The 24783-nt window shown below is 68.3% G+C and carries 23 protein-coding genes; 13 read left to right on the top strand and 10 right to left on the bottom strand.

Features of this window, described 5'->3' with window-relative positions:
- Window positions 1-88: 88 nt before the first annotated feature.
- On the bottom strand, window positions 89-1066 hold the full coding sequence (locus tag ACQP06_RS34035; RefSeq protein WP_433669137.1) for an NADP-dependent oxidoreductase: 978 nt from the start codon (window positions 1064-1066) through the stop codon (window positions 89-91).
- 214 nt (window positions 1067-1280) lie between these two features.
- Between ACQP06_RS34035 and clpB the strand changes: the two genes are divergently transcribed.
- The 7 genes from clpB (at window position 1281) to ACQP06_RS34000 (ending at window position 9414) form a co-directional block, all read left to right on the top strand.
- On the top strand, window positions 1281-3836 hold the full coding sequence (gene clpB, locus ACQP06_RS34030) for an ATP-dependent chaperone ClpB (RefSeq protein ID WP_433669135.1): 2556 nt from the start codon (window positions 1281-1283) through the stop codon (window positions 3834-3836).
- A 115-nt stretch (window positions 3837-3951) separates the two neighbouring features.
- A complete protein-coding gene (locus ACQP06_RS34025; protein ID WP_433669134.1) occupies window positions 3952-4830 on the top strand; it encodes a DUF5666 domain-containing protein in 879 nt (292 codons plus the stop codon).
- A gap of 59 nt (window positions 4831-4889) precedes the next feature.
- Window positions 4890-5999, top strand: a complete 1110-nt coding sequence (locus tag ACQP06_RS34020; protein ID WP_433669132.1) for a hypothetical protein — start codon at window positions 4890-4892, stop codon at window positions 5997-5999.
- 146 nt (window positions 6000-6145) lie between these two features.
- The gene (locus tag ACQP06_RS34015) at window positions 6146-6961 is read left to right on the top strand and encodes an SDR family NAD(P)-dependent oxidoreductase (RefSeq protein ID WP_433669131.1); all 816 of its coding nucleotides are present in this window, start codon (window positions 6146-6148) and stop codon (window positions 6959-6961) included.
- Between the two features lie 8 nt (window positions 6962-6969).
- Window positions 6970-7515, top strand: coding sequence for an orotate phosphoribosyltransferase (pyrE, locus tag ACQP06_RS34010; protein WP_433669129.1), 546 nt, complete (start codon window positions 6970-6972; stop codon window positions 7513-7515).
- A 154-nt stretch (window positions 7516-7669) separates the two neighbouring features.
- Entirely contained in the window at window positions 7670-8728 is a 1059-nt protein-coding gene (locus tag ACQP06_RS34005) for a beta-ketoacyl-ACP synthase 3 (protein WP_433669127.1), read from the top strand.
- Window positions 8728-9414: a lysoplasmalogenase gene (locus tag ACQP06_RS34000; RefSeq protein WP_433669126.1), complete on the top strand. Its 687-nt coding sequence runs from the start codon at window positions 8728-8730 to the stop codon at window positions 9412-9414. Before ACQP06_RS34005 ends, ACQP06_RS34000 begins: the two co-directional genes overlap by 1 nt.
- Before the next feature lie 110 nt (window positions 9415-9524).
- Here the strand turns inward: ACQP06_RS34000 and ACQP06_RS33995 are convergent, their stop codons facing one another.
- The 6 genes from ACQP06_RS33995 to ACQP06_RS33970 form a co-directional block, all read right to left on the bottom strand.
- Entirely contained in the window at window positions 9525-10013 is a 489-nt protein-coding gene (locus tag ACQP06_RS33995; protein WP_433669124.1) for a hypothetical protein, read from the bottom strand.
- Between the two features lie 192 nt (window positions 10014-10205).
- Window positions 10206-11654, bottom strand: a complete 1449-nt coding sequence (locus ACQP06_RS33990) for a DUF1254 domain-containing protein (RefSeq protein WP_433669122.1) — start codon at window positions 11652-11654, stop codon at window positions 10206-10208.
- A gap of 171 nt (window positions 11655-11825) precedes the next feature.
- Window positions 11826-12905, bottom strand: coding sequence for a phosphotransferase enzyme family protein (locus ACQP06_RS33985; protein ID WP_433669120.1), 1080 nt, complete (start codon window positions 12903-12905; stop codon window positions 11826-11828).
- Window positions 12902-14221: a purine-cytosine permease family protein gene (locus ACQP06_RS33980; RefSeq protein WP_433669119.1), complete on the bottom strand. Its 1320-nt coding sequence runs from the start codon at window positions 14219-14221 to the stop codon at window positions 12902-12904. The genes ACQP06_RS33985 and ACQP06_RS33980 overlap by 4 nt, the downstream gene beginning before the upstream one ends.
- Before the next feature lie 154 nt (window positions 14222-14375).
- Window positions 14376-14822 carry a hypothetical protein gene (locus ACQP06_RS33975; RefSeq protein WP_379276880.1) on the bottom strand — a complete coding sequence of 149 codons (447 nt, stop codon included), beginning with the start codon at window positions 14820-14822 and terminating at the stop codon, window positions 14376-14378.
- A 112-nt stretch (window positions 14823-14934) separates the two neighbouring features.
- Window positions 14935-15546, bottom strand: coding sequence for a Uma2 family endonuclease (locus tag ACQP06_RS33970; RefSeq protein WP_433669117.1), 612 nt, complete (start codon window positions 15544-15546; stop codon window positions 14935-14937).
- 105 nt (window positions 15547-15651) lie between these two features.
- Between ACQP06_RS33970 and ACQP06_RS33965 the strand changes: the two genes are divergently transcribed.
- The 3 genes from ACQP06_RS33965 to ACQP06_RS33955 all read left to right on the top strand — a co-directional run bounded on the left by ACQP06_RS33965 (window position 15652) and on the right by ACQP06_RS33955 (window position 17972).
- Window positions 15652-16053, top strand: a complete 402-nt coding sequence (locus ACQP06_RS33965) for a DUF4190 domain-containing protein (protein ID WP_433669115.1) — start codon at window positions 15652-15654, stop codon at window positions 16051-16053.
- 28 nt (window positions 16054-16081) lie between these two features.
- Window positions 16082-16765 carry a TrmH family RNA methyltransferase gene (locus tag ACQP06_RS33960; protein WP_433669113.1) on the top strand — a complete coding sequence of 228 codons (684 nt, stop codon included), beginning with the start codon at window positions 16082-16084 and terminating at the stop codon, window positions 16763-16765.
- A 64-nt stretch (window positions 16766-16829) separates the two neighbouring features.
- A complete protein-coding gene (locus tag ACQP06_RS33955; protein ID WP_433669111.1) occupies window positions 16830-17972 on the top strand; it encodes a glycoside hydrolase family 76 protein in 1143 nt (380 codons plus the stop codon).
- A gap of 40 nt (window positions 17973-18012) precedes the next feature.
- Here ACQP06_RS33955 and ACQP06_RS33950 read toward each other — a convergent pair whose 3' ends face one another.
- Together ACQP06_RS33950 and ACQP06_RS33945 are read right to left on the bottom strand one after the other, a co-directional pair.
- The gene (locus ACQP06_RS33950) at window positions 18013-18729 is read right to left on the bottom strand and encodes a DedA family protein (protein ID WP_433669109.1); all 717 of its coding nucleotides are present in this window, start codon (window positions 18727-18729) and stop codon (window positions 18013-18015) included.
- 8 nt (window positions 18730-18737) lie between these two features.
- Complete coding sequence (locus tag ACQP06_RS33945; RefSeq protein WP_433673510.1) at window positions 18738-19391, bottom strand: DedA family protein; 654 nt, start codon at window positions 19389-19391, stop codon at window positions 18738-18740.
- A 228-nt stretch (window positions 19392-19619) separates the two neighbouring features.
- Between ACQP06_RS33945 and fbaA the strand changes: the two genes are divergently transcribed.
- The 3 genes from fbaA to ACQP06_RS33930 all read left to right on the top strand — a co-directional run bounded on the left by fbaA (window position 19620) and on the right by ACQP06_RS33930 (window position 23398).
- Entirely contained in the window at window positions 19620-20657 is a 1038-nt protein-coding gene (gene fbaA / locus ACQP06_RS33940; protein WP_433669107.1) for a class II fructose-bisphosphate aldolase, read from the top strand.
- 90 nt (window positions 20658-20747) lie between these two features.
- Window positions 20748-21866 (top strand): BTAD domain-containing putative transcriptional regulator, encoded by a 1119-nt coding sequence (locus ACQP06_RS33935; RefSeq protein ID WP_433669106.1) that lies wholly within the window; start codon window positions 20748-20750, stop codon window positions 21864-21866.
- A 65-nt stretch (window positions 21867-21931) separates the two neighbouring features.
- Window positions 21932-23398, top strand: coding sequence for a DUF4185 domain-containing protein (locus tag ACQP06_RS33930; RefSeq protein ID WP_433669104.1), 1467 nt, complete (start codon window positions 21932-21934; stop codon window positions 23396-23398).
- 128 nt (window positions 23399-23526) lie between these two features.
- Here ACQP06_RS33930 and ACQP06_RS33925 read toward each other — a convergent pair whose 3' ends face one another.
- Window positions 23527-24663 (bottom strand): fused (3R)-hydroxyacyl-ACP dehydratase subunits HadA/HadB, encoded by a 1137-nt coding sequence (locus ACQP06_RS33925; protein ID WP_433669102.1) that lies wholly within the window; start codon window positions 24661-24663, stop codon window positions 23527-23529.
- Between the last annotated feature and the right edge of the window lie 120 nt (window positions 24664-24783).

Below are 24783 nucleotides of genomic sequence, written 5' to 3'. Positions count from 1 at the left end.
CCAGGCGGCCCTCCGCGTCAAGTATCCCTTAAAACCCGGTGGTCGCACGGATATAGCCGGAGGTGGATCGATTTCCGTAACCCGGGGTTCAGATCACCAGCACCGTCTTGCCGCGCGCACCCGCCGCGCCGATCATGGCGGGCGCGTCGGCCAGCGGCGGCAGATTGCGGATCGGCACCATCAGATCGCCGGTCGCGACCAAGCGCAGCAGTTCGCTCAATTCGGCCGTGCCGCCGCGGGATTCGAGGTTGCCGCCGATGATGCCACGCGCCTTCAGATCCGCCTCGTCGGCCGATCCGATGGTCGAGTAGGCGTGGCCGCCCGGCTTCACCAGGCTCGCGTTGTCGGCGAACACCGGCGGCGGACTGACCAGATCGAAGACCGCCTCGATACCGCCGGGATCGGTGATCCGCACCGAATCGGCGACCGACAGCCGGGCGGCCTCGGCGTGGGTGGGCGAGTCGGTGACGGTCATGCGGCCGTAGTTGACCACCTCCATCGCGCCGAGCCGGACCATGCGGTCGGTGTCGTCGGGGCGGGCGGTCGCGATGACGTGCGCCCCGGCCATGGCTGCCAGTTGCACCAGGTAGGAGCCGACGCCGCCGGACGCGCCGACGATCAGCACCCGCTGCCCGCGCTGGACCTCGGCCGCGTGCAGCAGGTCCAGGGCGGTGATGCCCGCGGTCGGCAGCGCGGCCGCGCGCACCGCGGTGACCTCGTCGGGGAGCTTGACCAGGGTGCCGCCGTCGGCGGCCACCAGGTATTCGGCGAAGGTGCCGTGCCCGAGCGGCGGCGACAGGAACTTGCCGACCACCCGGTCGCCGATGTCGAAGTCGTCGACGCCCGCGCCCACCGCACTGACGGTGCCCGCGCCGTCGACGCCGGGAATCATCGGAAAGTCATGGGGGAGTTGGCCGTCCAGGAAGCCGTCGATGATCCGCTGGTCGACGGGGTTCACCCCGGCCGCCTCCAGATGGATCTGGATCTGTCCCGGTCCGGGCTCCGGGACCGGCATGTCGGCGGGTTCGGGGGTGCCACCGAATTCTCGGACGACGATCGCGCGCATTGCTGCTCCATTCGTTCGGGCGAACCGGGATGGATGAGCTGGTGTGATGCGTCAACGAATGGGGCCATCGTACGCGTAGCGTGTGGAGGGGCTCCTGGCCGTGAGAGAAAGGGCCTTGGTCTCTGGTGTCACCGCCGGAAATTAGTCAGACTTGAGCGGAACAGACTCAACTTCTACCGCGTTGTAGACAGCAACGACTAGTAGGAAGGTGACAGTGGACTCGTTCAATCCCACCACCAAGACCCAGGCGGCGCTGACCGCCGCGCAACAGGCGGCCTCGGTCGCCGGTAATCCGGAGATCCGTCCGGCTCACTTGCTGGTGGCGTTGCTGGATCAGACCGACGGCATCGCCGCCCCCTTGCTCAAGGCCGTCGCCGTCGATCCGGCCACGGTCCGGCGTGAGGCCCAGGAGATCGTGGATCGCCTGCCCCGCGCCACGGGGGCCACCACCACACCCAATTTCGGCCGCGAGGCCATCGCCGCGCTCACCTCGGCGCAGCACCTGGCCACCGAGCTCGGCGACGAGTACGTCTCCACCGAGCACCTCGTCTACGGCTTGGCCGCAGGCGATTCCGATGTCCAGCAGCTGCTGCTGAAGTACGGCGCGACCGCGGACGCGCTGCGTGAGGCGTTCACCGCCGTGCGCGGCAACGCCCGCGTCACCTCGCCGGATCCCGAGGGCTCCTACCAGGCGCTGGAGAAGTACTCCACCGACCTGACCGCCGCCGCCCGCGAGGGCAAGCTGGACCCGGTCATCGGGCGCGACACCGAGATTCGCCGCGTCGTGCAGGTGCTGAGCCGCCGCACCAAGAACAACCCGGTGCTGATCGGCGAGCCCGGCGTCGGTAAGACCGCCATCGTCGAGGGCCTGGCCCAGCGCATCATCGCGGGCGACGTCCCCGAATCGCTGCGCGGCAAGAAGCTGGTGTCGCTGGACCTGGGCGCGATGGTCGCGGGCGCGAAGTACCGCGGTGAGTTCGAGGAGCGGTTGAAGGCCGTGCTCGAGGAGATCAAATCCTCGGCGGGGCAGATCATCACGTTCATCGACGAGCTGCACACCATCGTGGGCGCGGGCGCGACCGGCGAATCCGCCATGGACGCCGGCAACATGATCAAGCCCATGCTGGCCCGCGGTGAACTGCGCCTGGTCGGCGCCACCACCCTCGACGAGTACCGCCAGCACATCGAGAAGGATCCGGCCCTGGAGCGCCGGTTCCAGCAGGTGCTGGTCGGCGAGCCGTCGGTGGAGGACACCGTCGGCATCCTGCGCGGGCTCAAGGAGCGCTACGAGAACCACCACCACGTGCGGATCACCGACTCCGCGCTGGTGGCGGCGGCGACCCTGTCCGACCGCTACATCACCTCCCGGTTCCTGCCGGACAAGGCGATCGACCTGGTCGACGAGTCGGCCTCGCGGCTGCGCATGGAAATCGATTCCCGCCCCGTGGAAATCGACGAGATCGAGCGCGTCGTGCGACGGCTCGAGATCGAGGAAGTGGCCCTGGCCAAGGAGACCGACGACGCGTCCAAGGCGCGCCTGGAGAAGCTGCGCTCCGAACTCGCCGACGACCGCGAGAAGCTCAACCAGTTGATGACCCGCTGGCAGAACGAGAAGCAGGCCATCGACGCGGTGTCGGTGCTGAAGGAGGAGCTGGAGTCGCTCAAGGGCGAGTCCGAGCGGGCCGAGCGCGACGGCGACTACAACAAGGCCGCCGAACTCCGGTACGGGCGAATCCCCAAGCTGGAGAAGGAACTCGCCGAGGCCGAGGCCAAGGCGAAGACCGCCGCCGACGGCGACGTCATGCTCAAGGAGGAGGTCGGGCCGGACGATATCGCCGAGGTGGTGTCGTCGTGGACCGGTGTCCCCGTGGGCCGCATGATGGAGGGCGAGACCCAGAAGCTGCTGCGCATGGAGGACGAGCTGGGCCGCCGGGTCGTGGGGCAGAAGGAAGCCGTGCAAGCGGTGTCGGATGCCGTGCGCCGGGCGCGGGCCGGGGTCGCCGACCCCAACCGGCCCACCGGTTCCTTCATGTTCGTCGGCCCGACCGGCACCGGTAAGACCGAGCTGGCGAAGGCGTTGGCGGACTTCCTGTTCGACGACGAACGCGCCATGGTCCGCATCGACATGAGCGAGTACGGCGAGAAGCACTCGGTGGCCCGCCTGGTGGGCGCGCCTCCGGGGTACGTCGGCTACGACCAGGGCGGCCAGCTCACTGAGGCGGTGCGGCGACGCCCGTACACGGTGGTGCTCTTCGACGAGATCGAGAAGGCCCACCCGGACGTCTTCGACATCCTGCTGCAGGTGCTCGACGAAGGTCGGCTCACCGACAGCCAGGGCCGCACGGTCGACTTCCGAAACACCATCCTCATCCTGACCTCGAATCTGGGTGCGGGCGGCGACCGGGACACGGTCATGAACGCGGTGCGCCGCGCCTTCAAGCCGGAGTTCCTGAACCGGCTCGACGACGTGGTCATGTTCCACGCCCTCGACGAGGAACAGCTGGAGCGGATCGTCGACATCCAGCTGAACCAGCTGCAGAAGCGGCTCGCCCAGCGCCGCCTCACTCTGGACGTGTCCGACTCGGCCCGCTTCTGGCTGGCCGTGCGCGGCTACGACCCGGCCTACGGCGCGCGCCCGCTGCGCCGGCTGATCCAGCAGTCCATCGGCGACTCGCTCGCCAAGGAACTGCTGGCCGGGGAGGTGCAGGACGGCGACACGGTGAAGGTGAACGTCACCCCGGACGGTGACACCCTCATCGTCGGCCGCTGACCGGCACGAACACCGGCCCCCGCGCGAACTTCGGCTCGCGCGGGGGCCTCGTCGTTCGAGGACCGTTCGGTCGAGTTCGCGGCTCGGTAGCCGTACTCCGCCTACCCTGGAGGCCATGACTGATCCGAGCGATCCGTGGTCGCGGCGGCCGGAACCGGGCCCCGGGGAGGGGCCCGCCGAGCAGGCCGTCCCCGGCGGCCACACCTCGGACAGCGCCGCGGCGTACGGGCCGACCGAGTCCATACCCGCTGGTCCGACCGACTATTTCGGGCAGCAGCCGGGGCCTGAGGCCACCCGGGTGTTCCCGCCCGCCGACGCCGGCTGGGGTGGGTACGACACCGGCGGCGGCTACGAGCCGACGGCTGTCTACCCGGGGCAACAGGGATACGCGCCCACGGGGGCCTACGGAGCTCCGGGCTATTCCCCCGCGCCCGGCGCACCCGGCTATCCGGGTGGTGCGGGCATGCCGCCGCCGGGCGGCTATCAGCCCGCGGGTTTCCCGCAGAATCCGGCGCCGCCCCCGCCGCCGCGCAAGACCACCATGTGGATCGCGCTGGGTCTGGCCGCGATCATCGCGGTCGCCATCGTCGGGTTGGTCGTGGGAACGCTGATGAGCAGCAACGACTCGTCCGACAGCGCCGCCGGCCCCCGCACCTCCGGTCTCGGCCTGCCCGCCTTTCCGGGCAACACCTCCTCCCTGCCGCTGCCCAGCGGCGTGCCCACGATTCCGGGCCTGGGCGATCTGGACCAGCTCGGCGCGGACATGGGCACCATCGCCTCGAACGACGGCTCGACGCTCACCATCACGGCGCTGTCCGGCAGCACGGTGACGGTGAAGACCGACGACAAGACGCAGGTAATCTCCCTGGGTAGCACCAAAGTCGCGGACCTGCCGGTGGGCGAAGTGGTGATGGTGCAGGGCGACAAGAACTCCGACGGATCCATTCAGGCGAAGTTGATCTTCAGCACGTCCCTGCCGAGCGGGACTCGATGAGCAAGAATGCTGTGGGCGTGCCGGGCATGACGCCCTCACTCTGGATAGGGTAGGCGGCGATGACGGCTATATGGTTCGGGCTGGCGGCGATCGCGCTCGTGGGTGCGATCGTGCTCCTCTATTTCGATCGGCTGCAGCGGCAGCGCACCGGGCATGTGCGACAGGTCTGGGCGAAATCCCAGGGCTACACCTATGTTTCGGTGGAGCCCGCGCTCGCCTCCACCTGGCGGCGCGGCGCGCTCGCCAAGCTGGGTTACCTGTCCGCGGTGGACGTGGTGTCGGGTAACCGCAAGGGCGAGAAGTTCGTGCTCTTCGATCTGGAGGACGCCGCCACCCTGGTCGCGGTGCGCCGTCAGATCGGCTCGGACATCGATATCGACCTGCGGTTGAAAACCGCGGCGCCGCCGAAGGATCACGATCTGGAGCTGCTCGGCGCCATCGGCGACCGGGTGGTCTTCGCGACCAATCCCGATGTCGCGCGGCACGCGGTGGATCAGCGCATGGTGGCGTTCATCGAGTCGCTGCCCGACGAGGTGCAGCAGCTGTGGTCCGAGGGCAACTGGACGCTCGGCATGCTGCCGGTCGGCGCGGTCGCCAAGGACTGGGAGACCGCCATCGACGCGGTGCTGCGGCTGTCCGGCCTGCTGCACGTGCTGCCGCCGGTCATCAATGCCGAGCGCGGTCGCGACGAACTGCCCGAACCCGGTCGCTCGCAAGCGGTTCCCGAGGACGACGGCTACGACGGCCACGACGAGTTCGGCGACTACGGTGACCAGGAGCGCGACCCGCGCGACCAGCGGCCCGCCCGCGACGACCGCCCGCGCGGCGACGACTACGACTCCCCGCTGGTCAGCGATATCGCCGGGGGCGGGGAACCGGACGGCGAGCCCGAAAGCTGGCGTCCCGCACTGAAAGTCGTGCCGGATCCGCGCAACCGCCCGCGCCGCAACTGGCCGCCCGCCCCCGAGGGCGAGCAGGACCACTACGACGCCGACGGCCCCGACCACGAAGACCGTTGGGACGACCAGGAATCCGGCGACCGGCGCGGCGAATCGGATCCGGACCGCGAGCCCGAGGAGGGCTGGCGCCGGGATCAGGGCCGCAGCGCCCCGCCCGGCGGACCCTTCCATCCGGGCTTCCGCCCCTACCAGGGACCCGCGCCGAGGTGACGCCTCGGCCGTGTCTACGCGCGGCGCGCCGCAGCCACAGGGTGTCTGCGCGAATTCGCCGCGTGTGGATCGGCCAGGGACCAGAATGAGGGCGCAGTTCAGGTCATCGCCGACCACTCCCCGATCGTGCGAGTGATGGGCCGTCGATGACCGAGAGTTCCCCTGATCAGGTGCGCCTGCCGGGCGCCCGCCGTCCGGTGGCCTTGGTCACCGGGCCGACCTCCGGTATCGGCAAGGCGTACGCCACCAGGCTCGCCGCCCTCGGCTACGACCTGGTGCTGGTGGCGCGGGATGAGGAGCGGCTGGCCGCGCTGGCCCACGACCTGCGGGTGCGGTTCGCCGCGCGCGCCGAGACGCTGCCCGCCGATCTGAGCCGGGCCGCGGATCGCGACCGGGTGGCCGCACGCCTGGCCGAGGGCGTCGAATTCCTGGTCAACAATGCCGGATTCGGCATGTCGGGTGAGTTCTGGACGCAGGACGCCGACGCTCTGCAGCACCAACTCGATGTGAACGTCACCGCTGTCGTGCAGCTCACCCGGGCGGCCCTGCCGCCCATGCTGCACGCGGCCCGGGGCACCGTGGTGAATGTGGCCAGCATGGCGGGCCTGATCCCCGGACGGGGCTCGACCTATTCGGCCTCCAAGGCGTACGTCGTATCCTTTTCCCAAGGGCTGGCCGGCGGGCTGGCCGGAACCGGAGTCCGGGTGCAGGCCTTGTGCCCGGGATTCGTCCGCACCGAATTCCATGAGCGGGCCGGCATCGAGATGGCCTCGCTACCACGACCCCTGTGGTTGAGCGTGGACGAGGTGGTGGCCGGTTCGCTGCATGATCTGGAGAAAGACCGGGTGATCAGCGTGCCCGGAATGCAGTACAAAGCGATCGTCGCGATCGCCGGGCTCATCCCACGAACCCTGGTGACCCGCCTGAACCGGGGCCTGTTCAACGCACGCGGAAGGACATAGACACAGCAATGCAGGTAACGACGACCGACCGGGACAGACTCGCGGCTCTGGTACGCGAGCTCGCCGTCGTGCACGGGCGGGTGACCCTGTCATCCGGCAAGGAAGCCGACTACTACGTGGACCTGCGCCGCGCCACCCTGCACCACGAGGCCGCCCCGCTGATCGGCAAGCTGCTGCGGGAGCTCTCGGCGGATTGGGACTTCGACGCGGTGGGCGGGCTCACCATGGGCGCCGACCCGGTGGCGGCCGCGGTCCTGCACGCGCCGGGCCGTCCGATCGACGCCTTCGTGGTGCGCAAGGCCGCCAAGACCCACGGCATGCAGCGCCAGATCGAGGGCCCCGACATCGTCGGCAAGCGGGTGCTGGTGGTCGAGGACACGACCACCACCGGCAACTCCCCGATCACCGCGGTGCGCGCACTGCGGGAGGCGGGCGCGATCGTGGTCGGCGTGGCCACCGTGGTGGACCGTGAGACCGGCGCGGACGGCATCATCGCCGCCGAGGGTCTGGAATATCGCTCGATTCTGGGCCTGAAGGACCTCGCCTTGGGGTAGGACTTATGTCCCTGGCGTCAGGGTGTGTCCTTACCGGACGGTTAACAAGACTTGGCTCTGGGCTGAAACCTTGCTCTGGGTTAGCCTGAATCCTGGTCTTACGTCCGACAACGGTGTCGACAAATGATTGTGTGAAGGGTCGTGTGAGTCACCTGTGGTGAGCATTGCAATCAACAAGGGTCCGCAGAATATTGCGATGCTCGGCATCGGTGCCTACCGGCCCCAGCGCGTCGTCAGCAACGCCGAGGTGTGCGAGATCCTCGACTCCACCCCCGAGTGGATCTTCGAGCGGACCGGCATTCACAACCGGCGCTGGATCTCCGGCGACGAGACGCTGCGCAGCATGGCGGTCGCCGCGGGTGAGCGGGCGCTGAAGAACACCGGCATCGACCGATCCAAGATCGGCGCCCTGATCCTGGCCTCCTCCAGCTGGCTCAAGCTGACCCCGCACGGCGCGCCGACCGTGGCCTCGGACCTGGGCATGAACGGCATCCCCGCCTTCGACCTGGTCTCCGGCTGCGGCGGCTTCGGCTACGGCCTCGGCGTGGCCGCGGACATGATCCGTTCCGGCTCGGCCGAGTACATCCTGCTCATCGGCGCCGAGACGATGACCGTCGGTCTCGACCCGACCGACCGCGGCACCGCCATGATCTTCGGTGACGGCGCGGGCGCGGTCGTGATCGGTCCCGCCGAGGAGAACGGCATCTCCCCGACCGTGTGGGGCTCCGACGGCGAGAACGCCGAGGCCATCGCGCAGGACGTGGACTTCCTGGAGTTCATGAACAAGGCGCAGCGTCTGCAGGGCACCGACCCGTCGGTCGAGGCCGTGGGCCGGATGTCGCTGCACATGGAGGGCCCCAAGGTCTTCCGCTGGGCCGCCGTCACCCTGCCGCGCGCGCTGTCGAGCGCGATCGAGCTGTCGGGCGTGGCCAAGGACGACATCGAGGTGTTCGTCCCGCACCAGGCCAACGCCCGCATCAACGAGCTCATGAAGAAGAACCTCGGGCTCCCCGACGATCTGCCGATGGCCAATGACATCGAGAACACCGGCAACACCTCCGCCGCCTCGATCCCGCTGGCCATCGAGGAGATGCTGGTGACCGGCAAGGCCAAGGGCGGTCAGCTGGCCCTGCTGCTCGGCTTCGGCGCGGGTCTGTCCTACGCCGGCCAGGTCGCGGTGCTGCCGCCCGCCCCGGCCGAACCCAGCTTCTGATGGCCCGCCCGTTCCGTGCCGCCTTCGTCGGCGCGGCGGCGGTGACCGTCTACGGCGCGGTCACCGGTCGCGAGAAGCTGCAGTGGTTCGCGAAGCCGTTGCTGATGCCGCTGCTGGCCGCCGACGTGGCCGTGAACGGCAAGCGCCTGGATCCCGCCGACCGCACCGTGCTGCTCGGCTCGCTGGCCGCGGCCACGGTCGGCGACGTGCTGCTCATCGAACCCGACGACGACCGCCGATTGATCGCGGGCGCTTCGTCTTTCGCGGTCATGCAGACCGGTTACTCGTGGCTGTGGTGGCGGCGCGGGGCGCGGCCCCGGCCCGCCATCGCGGGCCAGCGGCTGGCCGCCTGGCTGGGCGCGGCGACGCTCATGCGGTTCAAGGCCCCCACGGTGGCGGTGCCGCTCACCGTGTACGGCGCGACCCTGGGCACCGCGGCCACCCTGGCCTCGGATCCGGAACTCGCCCGCGACGCGAAGAACATTGCGGGCGTGAACGTTCCGAACGCCGATCCGCGCAGCCGATTGGGTCTGGGCGCGCTGCTGTTCACCGTGTCGGACGGATTGATCGTGCTGCGCCGCATTTTCGCGCGCGGTGATAAGTCGCGCCGGATCACCGAGGGCGTCATTCTCGGCACTTATGCCGCCGCGCAATATCTGCTGGCGGATCCGCGCGCGCATCGGTAGGCATATCGGTAACCGAATAGGTCACCGTATCCGTCACCCGTAATTCGATACGAAAGAACCCCATCCGGAAATCTCTGGATGGGGTTCTTCGTGTCTCCGGCGCCCGAGGATCAGGGCAGGATCTGGGGAACGGAATTCGGGGCGATCGCGCCGACGAGCAGACCGACCAGAGCGAGCTGCAGGCCGGGGCCGACCGCGCAGAGCGGGATCAGCGGAATTCCGATAATGGTGACGCCACAGATGACGGCGCCGGTCGCGGCCCCGATCACGAAGCCGAGGGCGGCGGCATTGGCCATCGGATCGTGGTTCTGGGCATTCGGGTCGGTGGCGATGTCCTGCGGCTGCGAGATCTCGGCCGCGGCCGGGGTGACATCCGAGGTCACGGGCTGTGCGGCCTCGGGTGCGACGGGCTGCGAGACCTCGGCCGCGACCGGGACCGCCGGGGTGAACGCGGCGAGCTGCACGACCGGCGCCGCCTGCGGGGCCTCGATCGGCGCGGTGGCGGAAGCCGTTCCCGCGCTGGCGAAAGTGGCGGCCACCGCCAGCGGCAGAGCCGCGACAACTGCCTTACGACCGAAATTACGAATGGTGCGACGCATGATTATTCCTATCCTCCCGGACCCCCGATGCACGCTGAACTCAGATGGCGTGCAGAACGATTCGTGTTGCCAAAGCAACGGAACAAGTTGTATCGGATGTCGGTCCCGGAATCAAGTTTCGGTTATTCGGCGCCCATGGAAAAGCGAAAGCGCCTCGAACCGCGTTCGGTCCGAGGCGCATTCATGGATGAGTCAGTTGGCGATGGTGACTGCCGGGGGATTCCAGGTCCCGTCGATGATCTTCTCGTCGGGCCAATAGGTGCGGAGCATCAGGTTGAAGTTCCCGGACTCGGGCGCGGGCAGCCAGTTCGATTCCTTTGCCGGTTCCGGCTTTTCACGCTGGATGTAGATGTCGACCGAACCGTCGGGGTTCTTGGACAGCAGTTCACCGCGCACGGCGTAGCGGTTGATCGGGTTCTCGACGAAGAAGCCCTTCCCGTCGTACATGGTGACCGACCAGAATCCGTGCACCGGCGGAATCTGGTCGGCGGGGAAGTGCAGCACGTAGTTGTGGGCGGAGTCGAGCGGCTGGTTCTTCCCGTCGACGTGAGTGCCCGGGTACAGCGCGTCCTGCGGCAGATTCGCGCCCAGACCGGCGTACGCGATGACGGCGCGGACACCGTAATGCGTGCCGTAGTCGCCGATGTCCTTGCGTGCGGTCTTCCAGCCATTGACCGGCTGGTTGCTGATATCGGCCTCGATCTTGCTCAGTGCCGTCGAGAACGCCTGCTCCCACTGGGCACGTTCGGTGCTCGGCAGCGTGGCGAGATCCAGCTTCTTGTCCGGGCTCCATCCGATGTCGGCCAGCTGCTTCAGGATGGCCTTGTCATCCGGCCGGGTCTGGGTGTGCGACAGGGCAGAGTAGTAGAGATCCCAGTACTCCTGCGGGCTCAACTTGTGGATGTAGTCGGCGACCGGCTGTTTCGCGGGCCAGTCCGGGTGGATGTCGGTGTTCTGGGGCGGGGTGTAGGGCTTGCCGTGCGCGCTGAGCGGGACCGCGGTCAGCTTGTTCTGGATGGCGATCACGTTCGGGACGTCGTCGGCGCCGTTGACCTGGATCCGGCCGATCATCCACCCGGCGTCGGTGGGCAGCCGGTACTCGCGGACGCCCGCGGGCAGCTCGCCCTTCCAGTTCGGGCCCACGATGGCGAACTCGTAGCCCTTGCCCGCGTCGTCGATGGTCCGGGTGCCGGGGGAGGCGTCGACATTGGTCCACATGTCGAGGAGGGGGAACAGATGGTAGCGGTCGCCCATGGGCGGCACGCTGACCACGACCGGTTCGGTGGACACGTCGAAGAGCATCGAGGTATAGAGGGTGTCCACGTTCGGGCGGACGACATTCTTGAAGTTCGCGTCGGGCAGGAAGGCCAGGGGTGCGAGCTGGTTCATCGGCGCCACGCCCTTGGACGGGTCCGGCGCGGGCACATTGGTTTGCTGTCGCCGCGTTACCTCCACCGACACCAGCGGGTAGGTGTAGACGTAGGCGTTCACCGCGGCCTCGTCCTTGTTCGCCGCGGGGGTGGTGGTGTCGGACGAGGTCGAGGAATTGGATGAGCAGGCTGCCGCGGTGGCGGCGACGGCCATCGTCGCGAGCAGGGCGATCGCGGTGCGCACGTGCGGGAACCTCTTCTTGCTGGCCAACGCAGACCCTCCATCGATGTGGGTATGTGGAGCTCGAGTCACCAACCAGGTCAGCTAATTTTCAGCAAGGTTGGCGAGAGCTAAGTGAACCCGATTTCGTTGGACAATGTTAGGGGAATTTTCGCCCCTGGCCGGGATGGGTACCGGTCGGCATGTACACGCGCCAGTGTTTTAGCGAATTGTTAGCAATCCGTAGTTGTGGTACCACCAGGCGGTGTGGCCCAGGAAGTAGTCCGTGTAGGCGATCTCGGCGTTCTGCTCGTTGCCGCCGGGGACGACGGCCAGGAAATAGTCGATCTCGGAGAGCTCGTATTCGCAGTGGACCAGGGGGAGCAGGGCGGGCAGGGCCCGTCGTTCCGCCGCGGACAGCGCGCGCACCGACTCGTATCCGCCGAGCAGGGCGCGGGCCTGATCGGCCCGCACGTTCGCCGGGCCACCCGACCGGATCGAAATCCAGTCCACCGCACAGCGTTCGATGGCGGTGGCCAGATCGTGAACGGCCGTGCTCCGGTCGCACAGGCCGAAGTCGATGACGGCGGTCACGTCGCGGTCGCGCCAGAGCAAGTTGGTGCCGTGCCAGTCATTGTGTGTCCACAGTGGCTCCAGGTCGGCCAGTAGGGGATACAGGCGCTCGTAGGCCGGAAGCTGGACGCGTGCCATATCGCCGCGCCAATCACGCCGCGCCAGGAACGCGCCCAGCGCGGGCCGCTCGACGGCCCGATGCGCCACGGCCGCAAGGGGATCGGCGGAGGAGAAGATGCTGAAACCGGCCAGGAGCGGGCGCGGCGGGCGTCGCGGCGCGTCGTAATCGGCGGCCGCCAGGTGCAGCCGCGCCAGGGCGCGTCCGGCCGCGGCCGCCTCGTCGAGGGAACGGTAGGGCGACCAGGAGAAGACGCCCGCGTAGTCGTCGGAGCCGATGCCGAGTTCCTGTACCTCGTAGGCGAATTCGCCGAGGTCGAGCGTGCGCAGTACAGCGGGAACCGGAATCCCGTGCCCGCGTAGGTGATCCATGAACCGGTGTTCCTCGCCGAGCGCGGCGGCGTCCCGCAGTGTGCGGGGCAGGCGTTTGAGGATGACCTCGCGCCCGTCCGGCAGCCGGATCCGCGCGGTGGCCGAGAGCGGTCGCGGACTGCGCCATTCGATGCTCGCGTCCGCGCCGAGCACCGCTTCCACCTCGGCGGGAGTGAGTGCGGGCCAATCGGGTTCGACCAGCGGGTCGAGCCCCATGCCGTAGACCCGGCCGTCGGTCATCCCCGGCGCAGCCGCACCAGGATCGCCGTCACGGCGGCGGCCGCCAGGAACGAGTACAGCGAGGCCGAGGCCCACCAGCCCGGATGGATGCCGAGCGCGTTCTGCGCCTTGGTCCAGAAGTCGCTCCACCAGGTGATCGAACCGGGATTGAAGAGCTGGTAGACGACGAATCCGATCACCCACGGCAGCAGCATGAGCGGGCGGGTGGGGGCGTGCTCGGTGAGGTCCCAGCCGGTGCGGCCACGGCCGAAGAAGTAGTCGACGACCAGGACCGCGCACAGCGGCACGAAGACCGACCCGATCAGGTACAGGAAGTTGGCGTAATTGCCGAAGTCGCGCACGGGCAGCGCCAGCAGCGTCACGAGGGCGCCGACCAGGGTCGCCAGCAGCCGCCGATCCACCCGGGGCAGCAGGTTCTGGATCGACATGGCCGTCGAATAGATATTGGCGAAGGACTGATCCGATTCGCGCAGCACCAGCACCGCGAAGAACAGCCACCCGGCGGTGACGCCGAGGAAGGTATCGAAGATGTGGTCGGCGCTGCCCGCCTGCAGGATCGCGAGGATGCCGAGCAGATAGCACCAGACCTGCGCGACCGAGTAGCCGATCACGGTGGCTCCGGCGGCGGTGCGCGCGGACCGCGAGTGCCGGGTGTAGTCGGCGGCCAGCGGCACGAAGGAGATGGAGACCGCGAGGGTGGCGTCGACGGCGGGCCAGAACCCGCTCCAGCTGGTGTCGGTCGGCATCGGAACCGGTTGCCGCAGCAGCTGAATCGTGAAGTAGATCAGGGCGATGCCGACCGCCACCGACACGTATTTGCGCAGCGCGCGCACCGCGGACAGCGGCCACACGGCCATCACGGTGGACAGCACGCCCGCGCCGACGATGACGATCCAGTGCGGCACCCGATCGTGGGTGAGCGCGGAGACGCCGAGCGTGATGACGGTGAGCTCGTACACGCCCCAGCCGATGCACTGCACGATATTGGCGACCGTCGGCAGATACGACAGGCGCGTGCCGAACAGTCCGCGCAGCACCGCCATGGCGGGCGCGCCGGTGCGGGCGCCGATGGCGGCGGGCCCGGCCACCATGGCCGCGCCGACCACGGTGCCGAGCACGGTGGCCAGCAGGGCTCCGGTCAGCGGCAGGTTCGCGCCGGCGGGGGTGAGCACGACCGCGGCGCCGCTGAACCCGATCAGGCTGACGCCGAGATTCAGCCAGAACGCCGCCTGATCGGTGAAGCCGAGGGTGCGCGGCGGCTCGGTGTCGAGTACCAGCGGCGCTTCCCGGCGGTCCGGTGTGTCGGCGATCGTCATGGTCAGGATGCTACGGGCCGGATCGGGCGAATCCGGCAGACCGTCCTACCGAGCGCACACGGCTCGGGCACGGTGCCACCCGTGCCGGTGGTCCGGTGAGCACCGGGTCACAGGCTCCGCGGGTCGCGGTTCACAGGGCCCCGCGGGCCGCGGTTCACAGGCACAGCATGATGCGGTCGCGGTTGCGCGGATCGACGCGGATCGAAATCGTGCCGCCCACAGCGATTCTCGGCTTGACCACGGGTTCCACGTCGAACACGATGCTGCCGTAATAGGTTTCCGACCCCGGCACCACGAGCTCGAGGTCGAGTTCGGTGAGCTCGGTGCAGTGGTCGGTGCGCTGCAGCGGGTGCACGCCCTCGATGTTCGCCCAGCCTTCGAGCCCGTGTCGCAGCAGTTTCCGGTCCGAGCGGGTGGGGCGCTGGGCGAGCAGCATGCCGAGTCCGAGGAAGGTTCCGTACAGACCGACCAGCGTGACGACCTGGACGGGGATGGTTCCGGGCGGGGTGAGCGGGACCAGCCAGCCCAGCCAGAGGCCGAGTGCGACGAGATATGCCGCCGTCACTCCGAGCACGGTTCTGGCTATGCGCGCGTGGTCCATGACACCCTCCAGCCACGGCCTCCGGGATTCCAGGATAGTCCCGAATTTTGTCCCGTGTGACCGATCAAGCGAGGTCAGAGGGTATGCGCGGCAAATCGAGAGCTGTCCGGGATCACACCGAGACGCCGGAGGGGCGTAGCGCGGTGAGCGCGTCCAGGTCCAGGGGCAGGCAGATGTCGTCGAGTTCCAGGGTCACCTGCCCGACATGCTCACCGGTCGGTATGTACCGGCCGTCCCGCAATCGAAAGGCGTACAGCCGCAACGTATCCTCGGTCTCCAACAGCCAGTAGTGCCCGATTCCGGCCGCCGCGTACTCCGCGAACTTCATCACCCGGTCCACCCGCCGCGACCCCGGCGCCACGATCTCGATGGCCGCCAGCACATCCGGCGGCCGCACCCGGGTGGCGTGCTCGGCCCCGGCCGCCCCACCGACGATCAGCACGTCCGGCACCCGCACCGTCGGCGGCGTGCCCTCGTCGATCAGCAATTCGATGCGCGCCATGGCGGCCATGCGCCGCGGCAGCGCCCGCTCGAGCTGAGCTGCCAAGCGCCACACCGCGAGTTGATGCCGCGGCGGTTGCGGCGCCACGACCAGCACGCCGTCCACCAGCTCCCGGCAGTGCCGGTTGTTCTCGGGGAGCAGCGACCACTCCGCGATGGACAGCAGGTGATTCGGCCAGTATTCAACCGATTTCAGCAATTCCGCGGAACTCGACCGAGTCATGGTTCCCAGTCTTCCACGCCCGGCAACCGCGCAGCGATGTTTCAAACCTTCGGTCACTGAAGCGCCCGCACCCGTTGTGGCGCACCACCACCTAGGCTTGCGCGCATGACCTACGACGCGCCCCCGCCGGGCTGGGATCCGCAGTCCCAGGGCCAGCAACCGGGTTACTACCAGCAGCCCGGTTATAACCCCGGCTACCAACCGCCGGTCCCCGGCTACTACCCGCCGGGCTATTACGGCGCGCCCGCCCCGGATCATCCGCAGGCGGTGGTGGTGCTGATCCTCGGCGTGATGAGCCTGGTGTTCTGCCAGCTGCTGGGTCCGGTGGCCTGGATCATGGGCGGCAAGGCCCGCCGCGAGATCCGCGACTCGAACGGTGCCATCGGCGGCGCCGGGATGGTGACGGCGGGCTGGATCTGCGGGATCATCGCCACCGCGCTGATCCTGCTGGTGATCCTGTTCGTCGTGTTCGCGATCATCGTGGGTGCGGTCGGGGCGTCCCAGTAGCGATTCGCCCGGCAACTACCATCGCCGGGTGAGTTCCACCCCGATCGCCGACGAATCCGAAGCCCCCGGTCCGACCGAGTGGGGCGAGCATCCGCACGGCGTCGGACCGTGGCGGGACGAGTTCGGCACCGAGCCGCCCGCCGATCCGCGCCTGGATCCGGAGCTGCTGGCGCACGGCGACCGCCGCAATGTGGTGGACGCGTACCGGTATTGGCGGCGCGAGGCGATCGTCGCCGACATCGACAGCCGGCGGCATCCGCTGCACGTGGCCATCGAGAACTTCGGCCACGACGCCAATATCGGCACCGTGGTGCGCACCGCCAACGCCTTCGCCGCGGCGGCCGTGCACATTGTCGGGCGCAAGCGTTGGAATCGGCGCGGCGCCATGGTCACCGACCGCTACCAGCACATTCGCCATCATCACGACACCGCCGAGCTGTTGGGCTTCGCGGCGGAGGCCGGGCTGAGCGTGGTCGCGGTCGACAATGTGCCCGGTGCGGTGCCGCTGGAAACGGTGCAGCTGCCGCGTGATTGCCTGCTGTTGTTCGGTCAGGAGGGGCCCGGGGTGACCGAGGCCGCGAAAGCGGGCGCGTTGCTGACCGTTTCGATCGCGCAGTTCGGTTCCACCCGCAGCATCAATGCCGGGGTGGCCGCGGGCATCGCCATGCACGCCTGGATCCGGCAGCACGCGGACCTCACTCGGGCGTGGTGAGGCGTACGACTCTCGGTAACAAATAAGCCACGAACACTCTTGTCCGATTGGCATTATTAGTCCCATGACATCGCGGACCGGACGCAATATCGAGCCGACGGCTGCCCTCTGGTCGCAGCGGGCCGATCTCGCCGAATCCGCGATTCTGTCCCGTCACCTGCGCAAACTCTGGGGCTGCCCGGGCACGCAGCTCGGGGTGGTGGGCTGGCCCGCCACCAAACGCGAGCGCACCTTCGCGTTCTGGCACTACTGGTGGCAGGCCCATCTGATCGACTGCGCGGTGGATGCCGCCAATCGCGCGCCGACCCCGGCGCGGCAGCGCCGGCTGTGGTCCATCGCGCACGGCATGCGGCTGCGCAATATCACCGGCTGGACCAACAACTACTACGACGACATGGCCTGGCTGACCATCTCGCTGGAACGGGCCGAGCGCACCCAGGGCGTGGAAGAGGTCCGGGGCGCCCTGTTGATTCTGGAGAAGACGCTGGTCAACGGGTTCGAGCCGGAGTTCGGCGCGGTGCCGTGGCGGAAGGGCTCGGATTTCTACAACGCTCCCGCCAACGGACCGGTCGGGATTGCCATGGCGCGGCTGGGCCGCTACACCCGTGCTCAGGAACTGGCCGACTTCCTCGACGCGAAGCTGCGCGACCAGGAGACCGGTCTCATCTTCGACGGCATCCATCTACCCTCCGGCGAGGTGGAGAAGCCGGTCTACAGCTACTGCCAGGGCGTCACCCTCGGCCTCGAGACCGAACTCGCCGTGCACACCGGAGAACCCCGGCACGCCGACCGCGCGGTCCGGCTGATCGACGCCATCGACGAGCACCTGACCGAGAACGGCATCGTGGTCGGTGACGGCGGCGGCGACGGTGGCCTGTTCAACGGCATCCTCGTCCGCTACCTCGCGCTGGCCGCGCTCATGCTGCCCGGCGACGAACCCGACCGGGTGAACGCCCGCCGCAAGGCCGCCGCCATCGTCCGCGCCTGCGCGACCGCGGCCTGGGAGCACCGCCTCGATGTCGAGGGCGAACCGCTGTTCGGCGCGGACTGGCGGCAGCCCGCCCGGTTGCCCGGCATCGCGGGCGCGGGCGTCTTCGAGGGCGGTTCGGTGAGCGCGTCCAGCAGCCCGGAACGCGACCTGTCGGTACAACTCTCGGGCTGGAAACTGATGGAGGCCGCGCACACGGTGACGGCCGCGGGACTCTAGCGGCCGATCGAACCGGATCGGGCGTTGTACCGCCGGGGAATCAGGCGTTGTGCTGCCGCGGGATCGGCACCGTCGCGGGTTCGTCGAGATCCACGTCGAAATCCTCGGCGGGCCGCGCCATTTCGGCCCGGTACTGCCGGACGCCGATCACGGTCCCGAGCACCAATCCAACGACCAGGGTCCCGATCACCGCGGGCATCAGCCAGGAGATGTCCTCGATGAAACTGCCGGCGTAATAGCTGGCCAGCAGGATCACCGGCGCCCAGATCACCGCCCCGATCGACGAGGCGATGGTGTACTTGCGGTGATCCATCCCCGCCGCGCCCGCGACCAGCGGGCACAGCGTGCGCACCCACGGGATCCAGCGGGCCACCAGCACCGCCAGGAATCCGTGCTTGTGCAGCAGTTCCGAGACCCGCGCCAGATTGCGGGTGTTGATGTACTTGCCGTTCTTGCGCGCGACCAGGTGATGCCCGGTGCGCTGCCCGAACACGTATCCGACCTGATTGCCCGCGATGGCCGCGATCATGGTGCCCACCGACAGCGCCCACACGTGGCCCTCGCCATTGACCTGGGAGGCCAGCACCACGCCCGCGGTGATGAGCATGGAGTCACCGGGCAGGAACAGCCCGATGATGAGTGCGCACTCCAGGAACACGAACGTGAGGACGATGGTCCACACGAGCACCGGTCCGGCCGTCTCGAGCGGTCCGAACCCGCCGGAGGCGAGGGTCGTCGTTAGCGGGGTGGTCGGCACCGAATGGCTCAGCGGGTCGACTCGTTCGACGAGGTGGCGTACTCGGCCTGCTCCGGGTGCTGACCGCGGTGCAGCAGGTTCTTACCGACCGCGATGATGCCCGGGAGAATGGACACGAACACGATCAGCAGGAAGATCGCCTCGACGTTCTTGCGAATGAATTCGACATTGCCCAGGAAGTACCCGAGCACGGTCACGCCGCCGCCCCAGAGGACCGCGCCGATGATGTCGACGGTCGCGAACTTGCGGTAGTCCATCTTCGAGACGCCGGCCAGCACCGGCATGAAGGTGCGCACGATGGGCACGAAGCGGGCCAGGACGATGGTCTTGGGGCCGTGCTTCTCGAAGAAGGCGTGCGTCTCGGTGATGTAGCGCTGCTTGAAGAAGCGGGTGTCCTCCTTCTTGAACAGCGCCGGGCCGATGGTCCGCCCGATCCAATAGCCGCTCTGATCGCCCAGCCAGGCCACGAACGCGGTGGCCGGAACCAGCCACCAGATGTTCATGCCGGCCGGCGGGTGCGCCGAGGCCGCCAGCAGACCGCCAGTGAACAGCAGCGAGTCGCCGGGGAGGATGGGGAACAGCAGGCCGGTCTCGATGAAGACGATGGCCAAGATCGCCGGGAGCACCGCGTGGGACAACCACGTCTCCGTGAGGAGGTGCATGGGGTCCAAGATCGCGGGCAGCGCGGCGTTGGTCGTCACGGCATCGGATACGGCCAGCAAGGTCACGGCCACCACAGTACCGGTACCCCGGACATCACACCGAACGTCGAAGCAACCTCACAAAGTTGTCGAGTATCCGAGGCCCCGGGCCGTGGAAAACGACGCTCCCCTATGGTGTGGGCTGACAGAATTTTGTTGTATCGCAGCACACACCCCACGGAGGTCCACGTGCCCATCGCGACTCCGGAGATCTACGCCGAGATGATTGCTCGGGCCAAGCAGAACTCCTTCGCGTTCCCCGCCATCAACTGCACGTCCTCGGAGACGATCAACGCGGCCATCAAGGGCTTCGCGGACGCCGGTTCCGACGGCATCATCCAGTTCTCCACCGGTGGTGCGGAATTCGGTTCCGGCCTGGGCGTGAAGGACATGGTCACCGGCGCGGTCGCGCTCGCGGAGTTCGCGAACGTGGTGGCGGCCAAGTACGACGTCACCATCGCGCTGCACACCGACCACTGCCCGAAGGACAAGCTGGACACCTTCGTGCGCCCGCTGCTGGCCATCTCGGCCGAGCGCGTGAAGAACGGCCTGAACCCGCTGTTCCAGTCGCACATGTGGGACGGTTCCGCGATCCCGATCGACGAGAACCTCGAGATCGCCAAGGAACTGCTGAAGCAGGCGCACGCCGCCAACATCATCCTCGAGGTCGAGATCGGCGTCGTCGGTGGTGAAGAGGACGGTGTCGAGGCCGAGATCAACGAGAAGCTGTACACCTCGCCCGAGGACTTCGAGAAGACCATCGACGCGCTCGGCGCCGGCGAGAACGGCCAGTACCTGCTGGCCGCCACCTTCGGCAATGTGCACGGCGTCTACAAGCCGGGCAATGTGGTGCTCAAGCCCGAGGTGCTGGCCGAGGGCCAGCGCGTGGCCGCCGCCAAGCTGGGCCTGGGCGCGGACGCGCAGCCGTTCGACTTCGTCTTCCACGGCGGTTCGGGCTCGCTGAAGTCGGAGATCGAGGACTCGCTGCGCTTCGGTGTGGTGAAGATGAACGTCGACACCGACACCCAGTACGCCTTCACCCGTCCGGTCGCCGGCCACATGTTCGGCAACTACGACGGCGTCCTGAAGATCGATGGCGAGGTCGGCAACAAGAAGGTCTACGACCCGCGCAGCTACCTCAAGAAGGCCGAGACCTCGATGGCCGCGCGCGTCCTCGAGGCCTGCAACGACCTGAACTCGGCGGGACGCTCGATCAGCGCCAAGTAAGCTCAACGCTCGGGATTCCGCGCAGCGCAGCGGAATCCCGGGCAATTTTCGAGCGGCGGGCGCGCCGCGGTCTCTATCGAGGCAGGTGGCATGACTGTCGATGTACGGGTCCTGGGCCCCGTGCAGCTGTTGGTCGCCGGCCGGTCCATACCGGTCGGCGGTCCCAAGCCCCGCGCACTGCTGGCGGCACTGGCCGTGAATCGGCGGCGTGCGGTGTCCTCCCAGGCCCTGGCCGACATCGTCTGGAACGATGATCCGCCGGACTCCTATCAGGCCAGTCTCCAGGTGTTCGTCTCGAACATCCGTAAGACGCTGCGCACCGCCGGGATCGACCCGGTGGCGTTGCTGCGCACCGAATCCTCCGGCTACCGCCTCGAAATCGAGGACGGCGAGTGCGATCTCGGGCGTTTCGAGACGCTGCGCCGCGAAGGCTCCGAGGCCGCCGCGATCGGCGATCCTGCCTCCGCGTCCCGGCTCTTCGGCGAGGCCCTCGCCGAATGGAGCGGGCGGGCGCTCGACGATCTGTCGGGTCTCGGTTTCGCGGAGAGCTTCGCGACCGCCATGGACGAGGAGCGGCTGCTGGTCGCCTCCGCCCGCATCGACTCCGAAATCGCCCTGGGCCGTGCGTCTTCCGTGGTCGGCGAACTGGTGTCGATGACCAACGCCCATCCGCTGCGGGAACCGTTGTGGGCGCAGCTCATCACCGCGCTGTACCTGTCCGGCCGTCAGGCCGACGCGCTCGACGCCTGCCGCCGGGTGCGGACCGTGCTCGCCGACGAGCTCGGCATCGATCCGGGGCCCGCGCTGATCGCGCTGGAACAGAAGGTGCTGCGCCAGGAACCGTTGAGCACCGGGCAGATTCACGAGGTCGAGCGGATGGCCAAGGCCATGACCGAGACCGTCACCGAGATGCCGCGCGCGGTGCGCGCCGGGCAGCTGCGCCTGGCCGACGGACGCGTGGTGCCGATCGGCGCCAACGGCGTGAAGATCGGTCGCATGACCGACAACGATCTGGTGCTCGATGATCCGAAGGCCAGCCGGTACCACGCGCAGATCACGCCCAGCCGGGCCGGGCTGCTGATCAAGGATCTGCACTCCGCCAACGGGATCTACATCAACGAGCAGACCATCGAGTCGGCCGCGGTGCTCGCCGACGGCGATGTCATCCGGATCGGCACGACCGCGATCACCTTCCAGGCCCTACGCTGACCTTTGGGGTAGGGTCCTTGCCCGGATGATGTCCGGATGACCCTAATGTCGAGAGGGTTGAACGCATGGCCAAGCGGCTCGTGGCGGCTGCGGGAGCGGTGATCTTCGGGGCGGGAGTACTGGTCGGTATGGGCCGGCCGGTGGCGTCGGCGGATTCGGAAACCGGTGCGACACCGGCGGTTCCGGGTATCGGCGCCTGCGCGACCGACCCCAGACCCGTACACGAGTCGGTGGTGCCCAAGACCGTCGAGGTGCCGATGGCCTATCCGGTCGTCACGGTCGACACCGGGCCGCTGCCGGAGAACACCAAGCGCGTGCGGATGGAACTGCCGCCGGACCCGTGCGTGAACCCGTGCCCGGACCTCACCGACACACCCGCCGCGCCACCGGGACTCGCCGAACAACTCGGCATCCCGAAACTCATCGTGCGGCCGCAGCCGTTCAATTTCGCACTGCCCAACCCGAATCCGCCCGCGCTGCCGCCCGGCCCCGAACCCGCGCACCCGTCCAGCGAGCCCGCCGAGCGCACCCCCGCCCGGCCCACGCCGCAGGTCTCCGACGTGCGCGAGGTGTCGAAACTGACCGGCGCGAACTCGATCAACCGCACCGACAAACGCTGGCAGGTGCAGGGCACCGACCTCGGCATCATGTGGCAGAGCGCGCCCGACGAGATCGCCATCGCCTTCGGCGACACCGTCGGCCGGGACTTCCATCCGCCCGGCGGCATGGGCGAGGACTGGCGCTCGAACCTGCTGGCGTTCAGCAAGAATCGCGATCTCGCCAACGGCGTCGTCTTCGACCGCATGGTCACCGACGACCGCTGCCACGCCTCGGAACTGCTGAGCAGCCGCAAGCTGGACAATATCGAGATCACCACCATCCCCACCTCGGGGTTCGCGCTCGGTGACCGGCAGTACATGAGCTACATGTCGATCCGCACCTGGAACAGCCTGCCCGGCAGCTGGTTCACCAACTACGGCGGGCTCGCCTACTCCGACGACCACGGCGAACACTGGACCAAGGACCCGTACGCCAAGTGGGAGAACATCTTCGGCGTCTCCAGCTTCCAGGTCGCGTCCATGGTGCCGCAGGGCGACTGGGTGTACATGTTCGGCATCCCCAACACCCGGTTGGGTGGGGTCGGGCTGGCGCGGGTGCCCAAGGAGCAGGTGCTCAACCCGACCGCTTACCAGTACTGGCAGAACGGCTCCTGGGGTCCCGCGGTGAACGGAAACGTCAGCGCCACACCGATCGTCGACGCGCCCGCGGGGGAACTGTCGGTCCGCTACGACGAGAACCGCGGGGTGTGGCAGATGAGCTACCTCGACACCGCGAAGGCGGCTCTGGTTGTGCGGGAATCGGATTCACCGCAGGGCGCGTGGTCCGACAGCGCGGTCACGGTCAGCGCGCTGCAATTCCCGGAGCTGTACGGCGGATTCATCCACCCCTGGTCGACCGGTGACGACCTGTACTTCACCATGTCGACCTGGAACGACTACAACGTCTACCTGATGCACGCCACGCTGAACTGATCACTGCAGCCTGTAAATCGTTCTCGCATGCGGCAACTGGTTTCGTTGCGGCCGGGGTAACTCCAGGGGTGCGACCGAAATTGGTTCGGCACCTGACCGCCGGCCGCATGCGAGACGGTCGACGGCTCTCAGCCGTGCGCTGAAGTTTCGGGGAGGCGGGACAGCCGGACCTCGGCGATGGCGCGGCCGAAGAGCTTCTTGCCCTCCGAGGTCGCGCCCAGCACGATGGTCGCCGCACCGGTGGCCGCGTCCACCGACTTCACCTTGCCGGTGAACTCGACGAAGGTCGGGGCGGTCGGCTCCACCGGCACGAAACCGGAGAAGCGGACGCTGAACTTGCCCAGCGCCGACGGGTCGCCCAGCCAGTCCACCAGGTAGCCGGCGGTCAGGCCCATGGTGAGCATGCCGTGCGCGACGACGGTGGGCAGACCGACCAGGGTGGCGGCGGTGTCGCTGAAGTGGATCGGGTTCGGGTCGCCGGAGACGCCCGCGTAGTTGACCAGGTCGCCCCGGGTGACCGGCACCTTCGCGGCGGGCAGTTCGGTGCCCGCGGCCACGCCCGCGGCGGTCGGGACGGTATTGACCGGCAGCGGCGCGGCGGGGGCGGCCGGCTCGGCCACCTCCTCCGGGGCCAGCAGGATCAGGCCGTTCGGGTCGGTGTCGAACTGTCCGGGCTCGACGACATGGCCGTGCATGACCACGCCCGACACGGTCTCGACCGCGACCGGGTCGATCTCGACGCCCTTGCGGGCCACGATGGTGGTGGTGGCGACCAGCACCGGCCGCACGTCGGCATCGGTCAGGGTGACCTTGACGGTGATGAAGTCGTTGTCGCCGAAGCCGCGGATGTTCTCCACCACCACGTCCACGCCCAGCCGGTCCCCGGCCAGGATCGGGCGGTGGTACTCGAAGACCTGGTCGGTCTGGAGGATCTGCGAGACGTCGTACTCGGTGAGCACCGAGCCGATCAGCGAGCGGGTGGTGGCCGCGCCGATCACCGAGGCGAAGGTCGGCGAGGCCAGCAGCCCGCCGTAACCGAGTTCGGCGGCAACGGTCTCGCGGTGGTGGGCGGCGTGGTCGTTGCGCACGGCGCGGGCGAATTCGCGGATCTTCTCGCGGCCCACGTCGTAGTGATCGCGCACCCGGAAGTGACGGCCGACCAGTTCGGCGGCGGTGGCCTTGGTCGACTCCACGATGGTCTCCGCTGCCAGCGCCGCCAGGGTCTCTGCCGTATCCGGCACGATGTGCTCAGCCGTATCCGGCATCCGTACTCAGCTCCTGCATTCGTAACTTTATGGACGGTGTACAACACCGCTGAAGTGCCGGAATGCCGAAATGGTCAGCCCAGACAACCCAGACACCCTACCGACGTGCAGGTCTATTGA

Source organism: Nocardia sp. CA-136227, from assembly GCF_050955695.1.
Classification (GTDB): Bacteria; Actinomycetota; Actinomycetes; order Mycobacteriales; family Mycobacteriaceae; genus Nocardia.
This window is presented reverse-complemented; position numbering and strand designations above follow the sequence as displayed.

Coding starts and splice junctions, on each gene's coding strand:
- ACQP06_RS34035 (WP_433669137.1), bottom strand. CDS start 1,066: ATGCGCGCGATCGTCGTCCGAGAATTCGGTGGCACCCCCGAACCCGCC.
- ACQP06_RS34025 (WP_433669134.1), top strand. CDS start 3,952: ATGACTGATCCGAGCGATCCGTGGTCGCGGCGGCCGGAACCGGGCCCC.
- ACQP06_RS34020 (WP_433669132.1), top strand. CDS start 4,890: ATGACGGCTATATGGTTCGGGCTGGCGGCGATCGCGCTCGTGGGTGCG.
- ACQP06_RS34015 (WP_433669131.1), top strand. CDS start 6,146: ATGACCGAGAGTTCCCCTGATCAGGTGCGCCTGCCGGGCGCCCGCCGT.
- pyrE (WP_433669129.1), top strand. CDS start 6,970: ATGCAGGTAACGACGACCGACCGGGACAGACTCGCGGCTCTGGTACGC.
- ACQP06_RS34000 (WP_433669126.1), top strand. CDS start 8,728: ATGGCCCGCCCGTTCCGTGCCGCCTTCGTCGGCGCGGCGGCGGTGACC.
- ACQP06_RS33995 (WP_433669124.1), bottom strand. CDS start 10,013: ATGCGTCGCACCATTCGTAATTTCGGTCGTAAGGCAGTTGTCGCGGCT.
- ACQP06_RS33985 (WP_433669120.1), bottom strand. CDS start 12,905: ATGACCGACGGCCGGGTCTACGGCATGGGGCTCGACCCGCTGGTCGAA.
- ACQP06_RS33980 (WP_433669119.1), bottom strand. CDS start 14,221: ATGACGATCGCCGACACACCGGACCGCCGGGAAGCGCCGCTGGTACTC.
- ACQP06_RS33975 (WP_379276880.1), bottom strand. CDS start 14,822: ATGGACCACGCGCGCATAGCCAGAACCGTGCTCGGAGTGACGGCGGCA.
- ACQP06_RS33970 (WP_433669117.1), bottom strand. CDS start 15,546: ATGACTCGGTCGAGTTCCGCGGAATTGCTGAAATCGGTTGAATACTGG.
- ACQP06_RS33965 (WP_433669115.1), top strand. CDS start 15,652: ATGACCTACGACGCGCCCCCGCCGGGCTGGGATCCGCAGTCCCAGGGC.
- ACQP06_RS33955 (WP_433669111.1), top strand. CDS start 16,830: ATGACATCGCGGACCGGACGCAATATCGAGCCGACGGCTGCCCTCTGG.
- ACQP06_RS33945 (WP_433673510.1), bottom strand. CDS start 19,391: ATGCACCTCCTCACGGAGACGTGGTTGTCCCACGCGGTGCTCCCGGCG.
- ACQP06_RS33935 (WP_433669106.1), top strand. CDS start 20,748: ATGACTGTCGATGTACGGGTCCTGGGCCCCGTGCAGCTGTTGGTCGCC.
- ACQP06_RS33930 (WP_433669104.1), top strand. CDS start 21,932: ATGGCCAAGCGGCTCGTGGCGGCTGCGGGAGCGGTGATCTTCGGGGCG.
- ACQP06_RS33925 (WP_433669102.1), bottom strand. CDS start 24,663: ATGCCGGATACGGCTGAGCACATCGTGCCGGATACGGCAGAGACCCTG.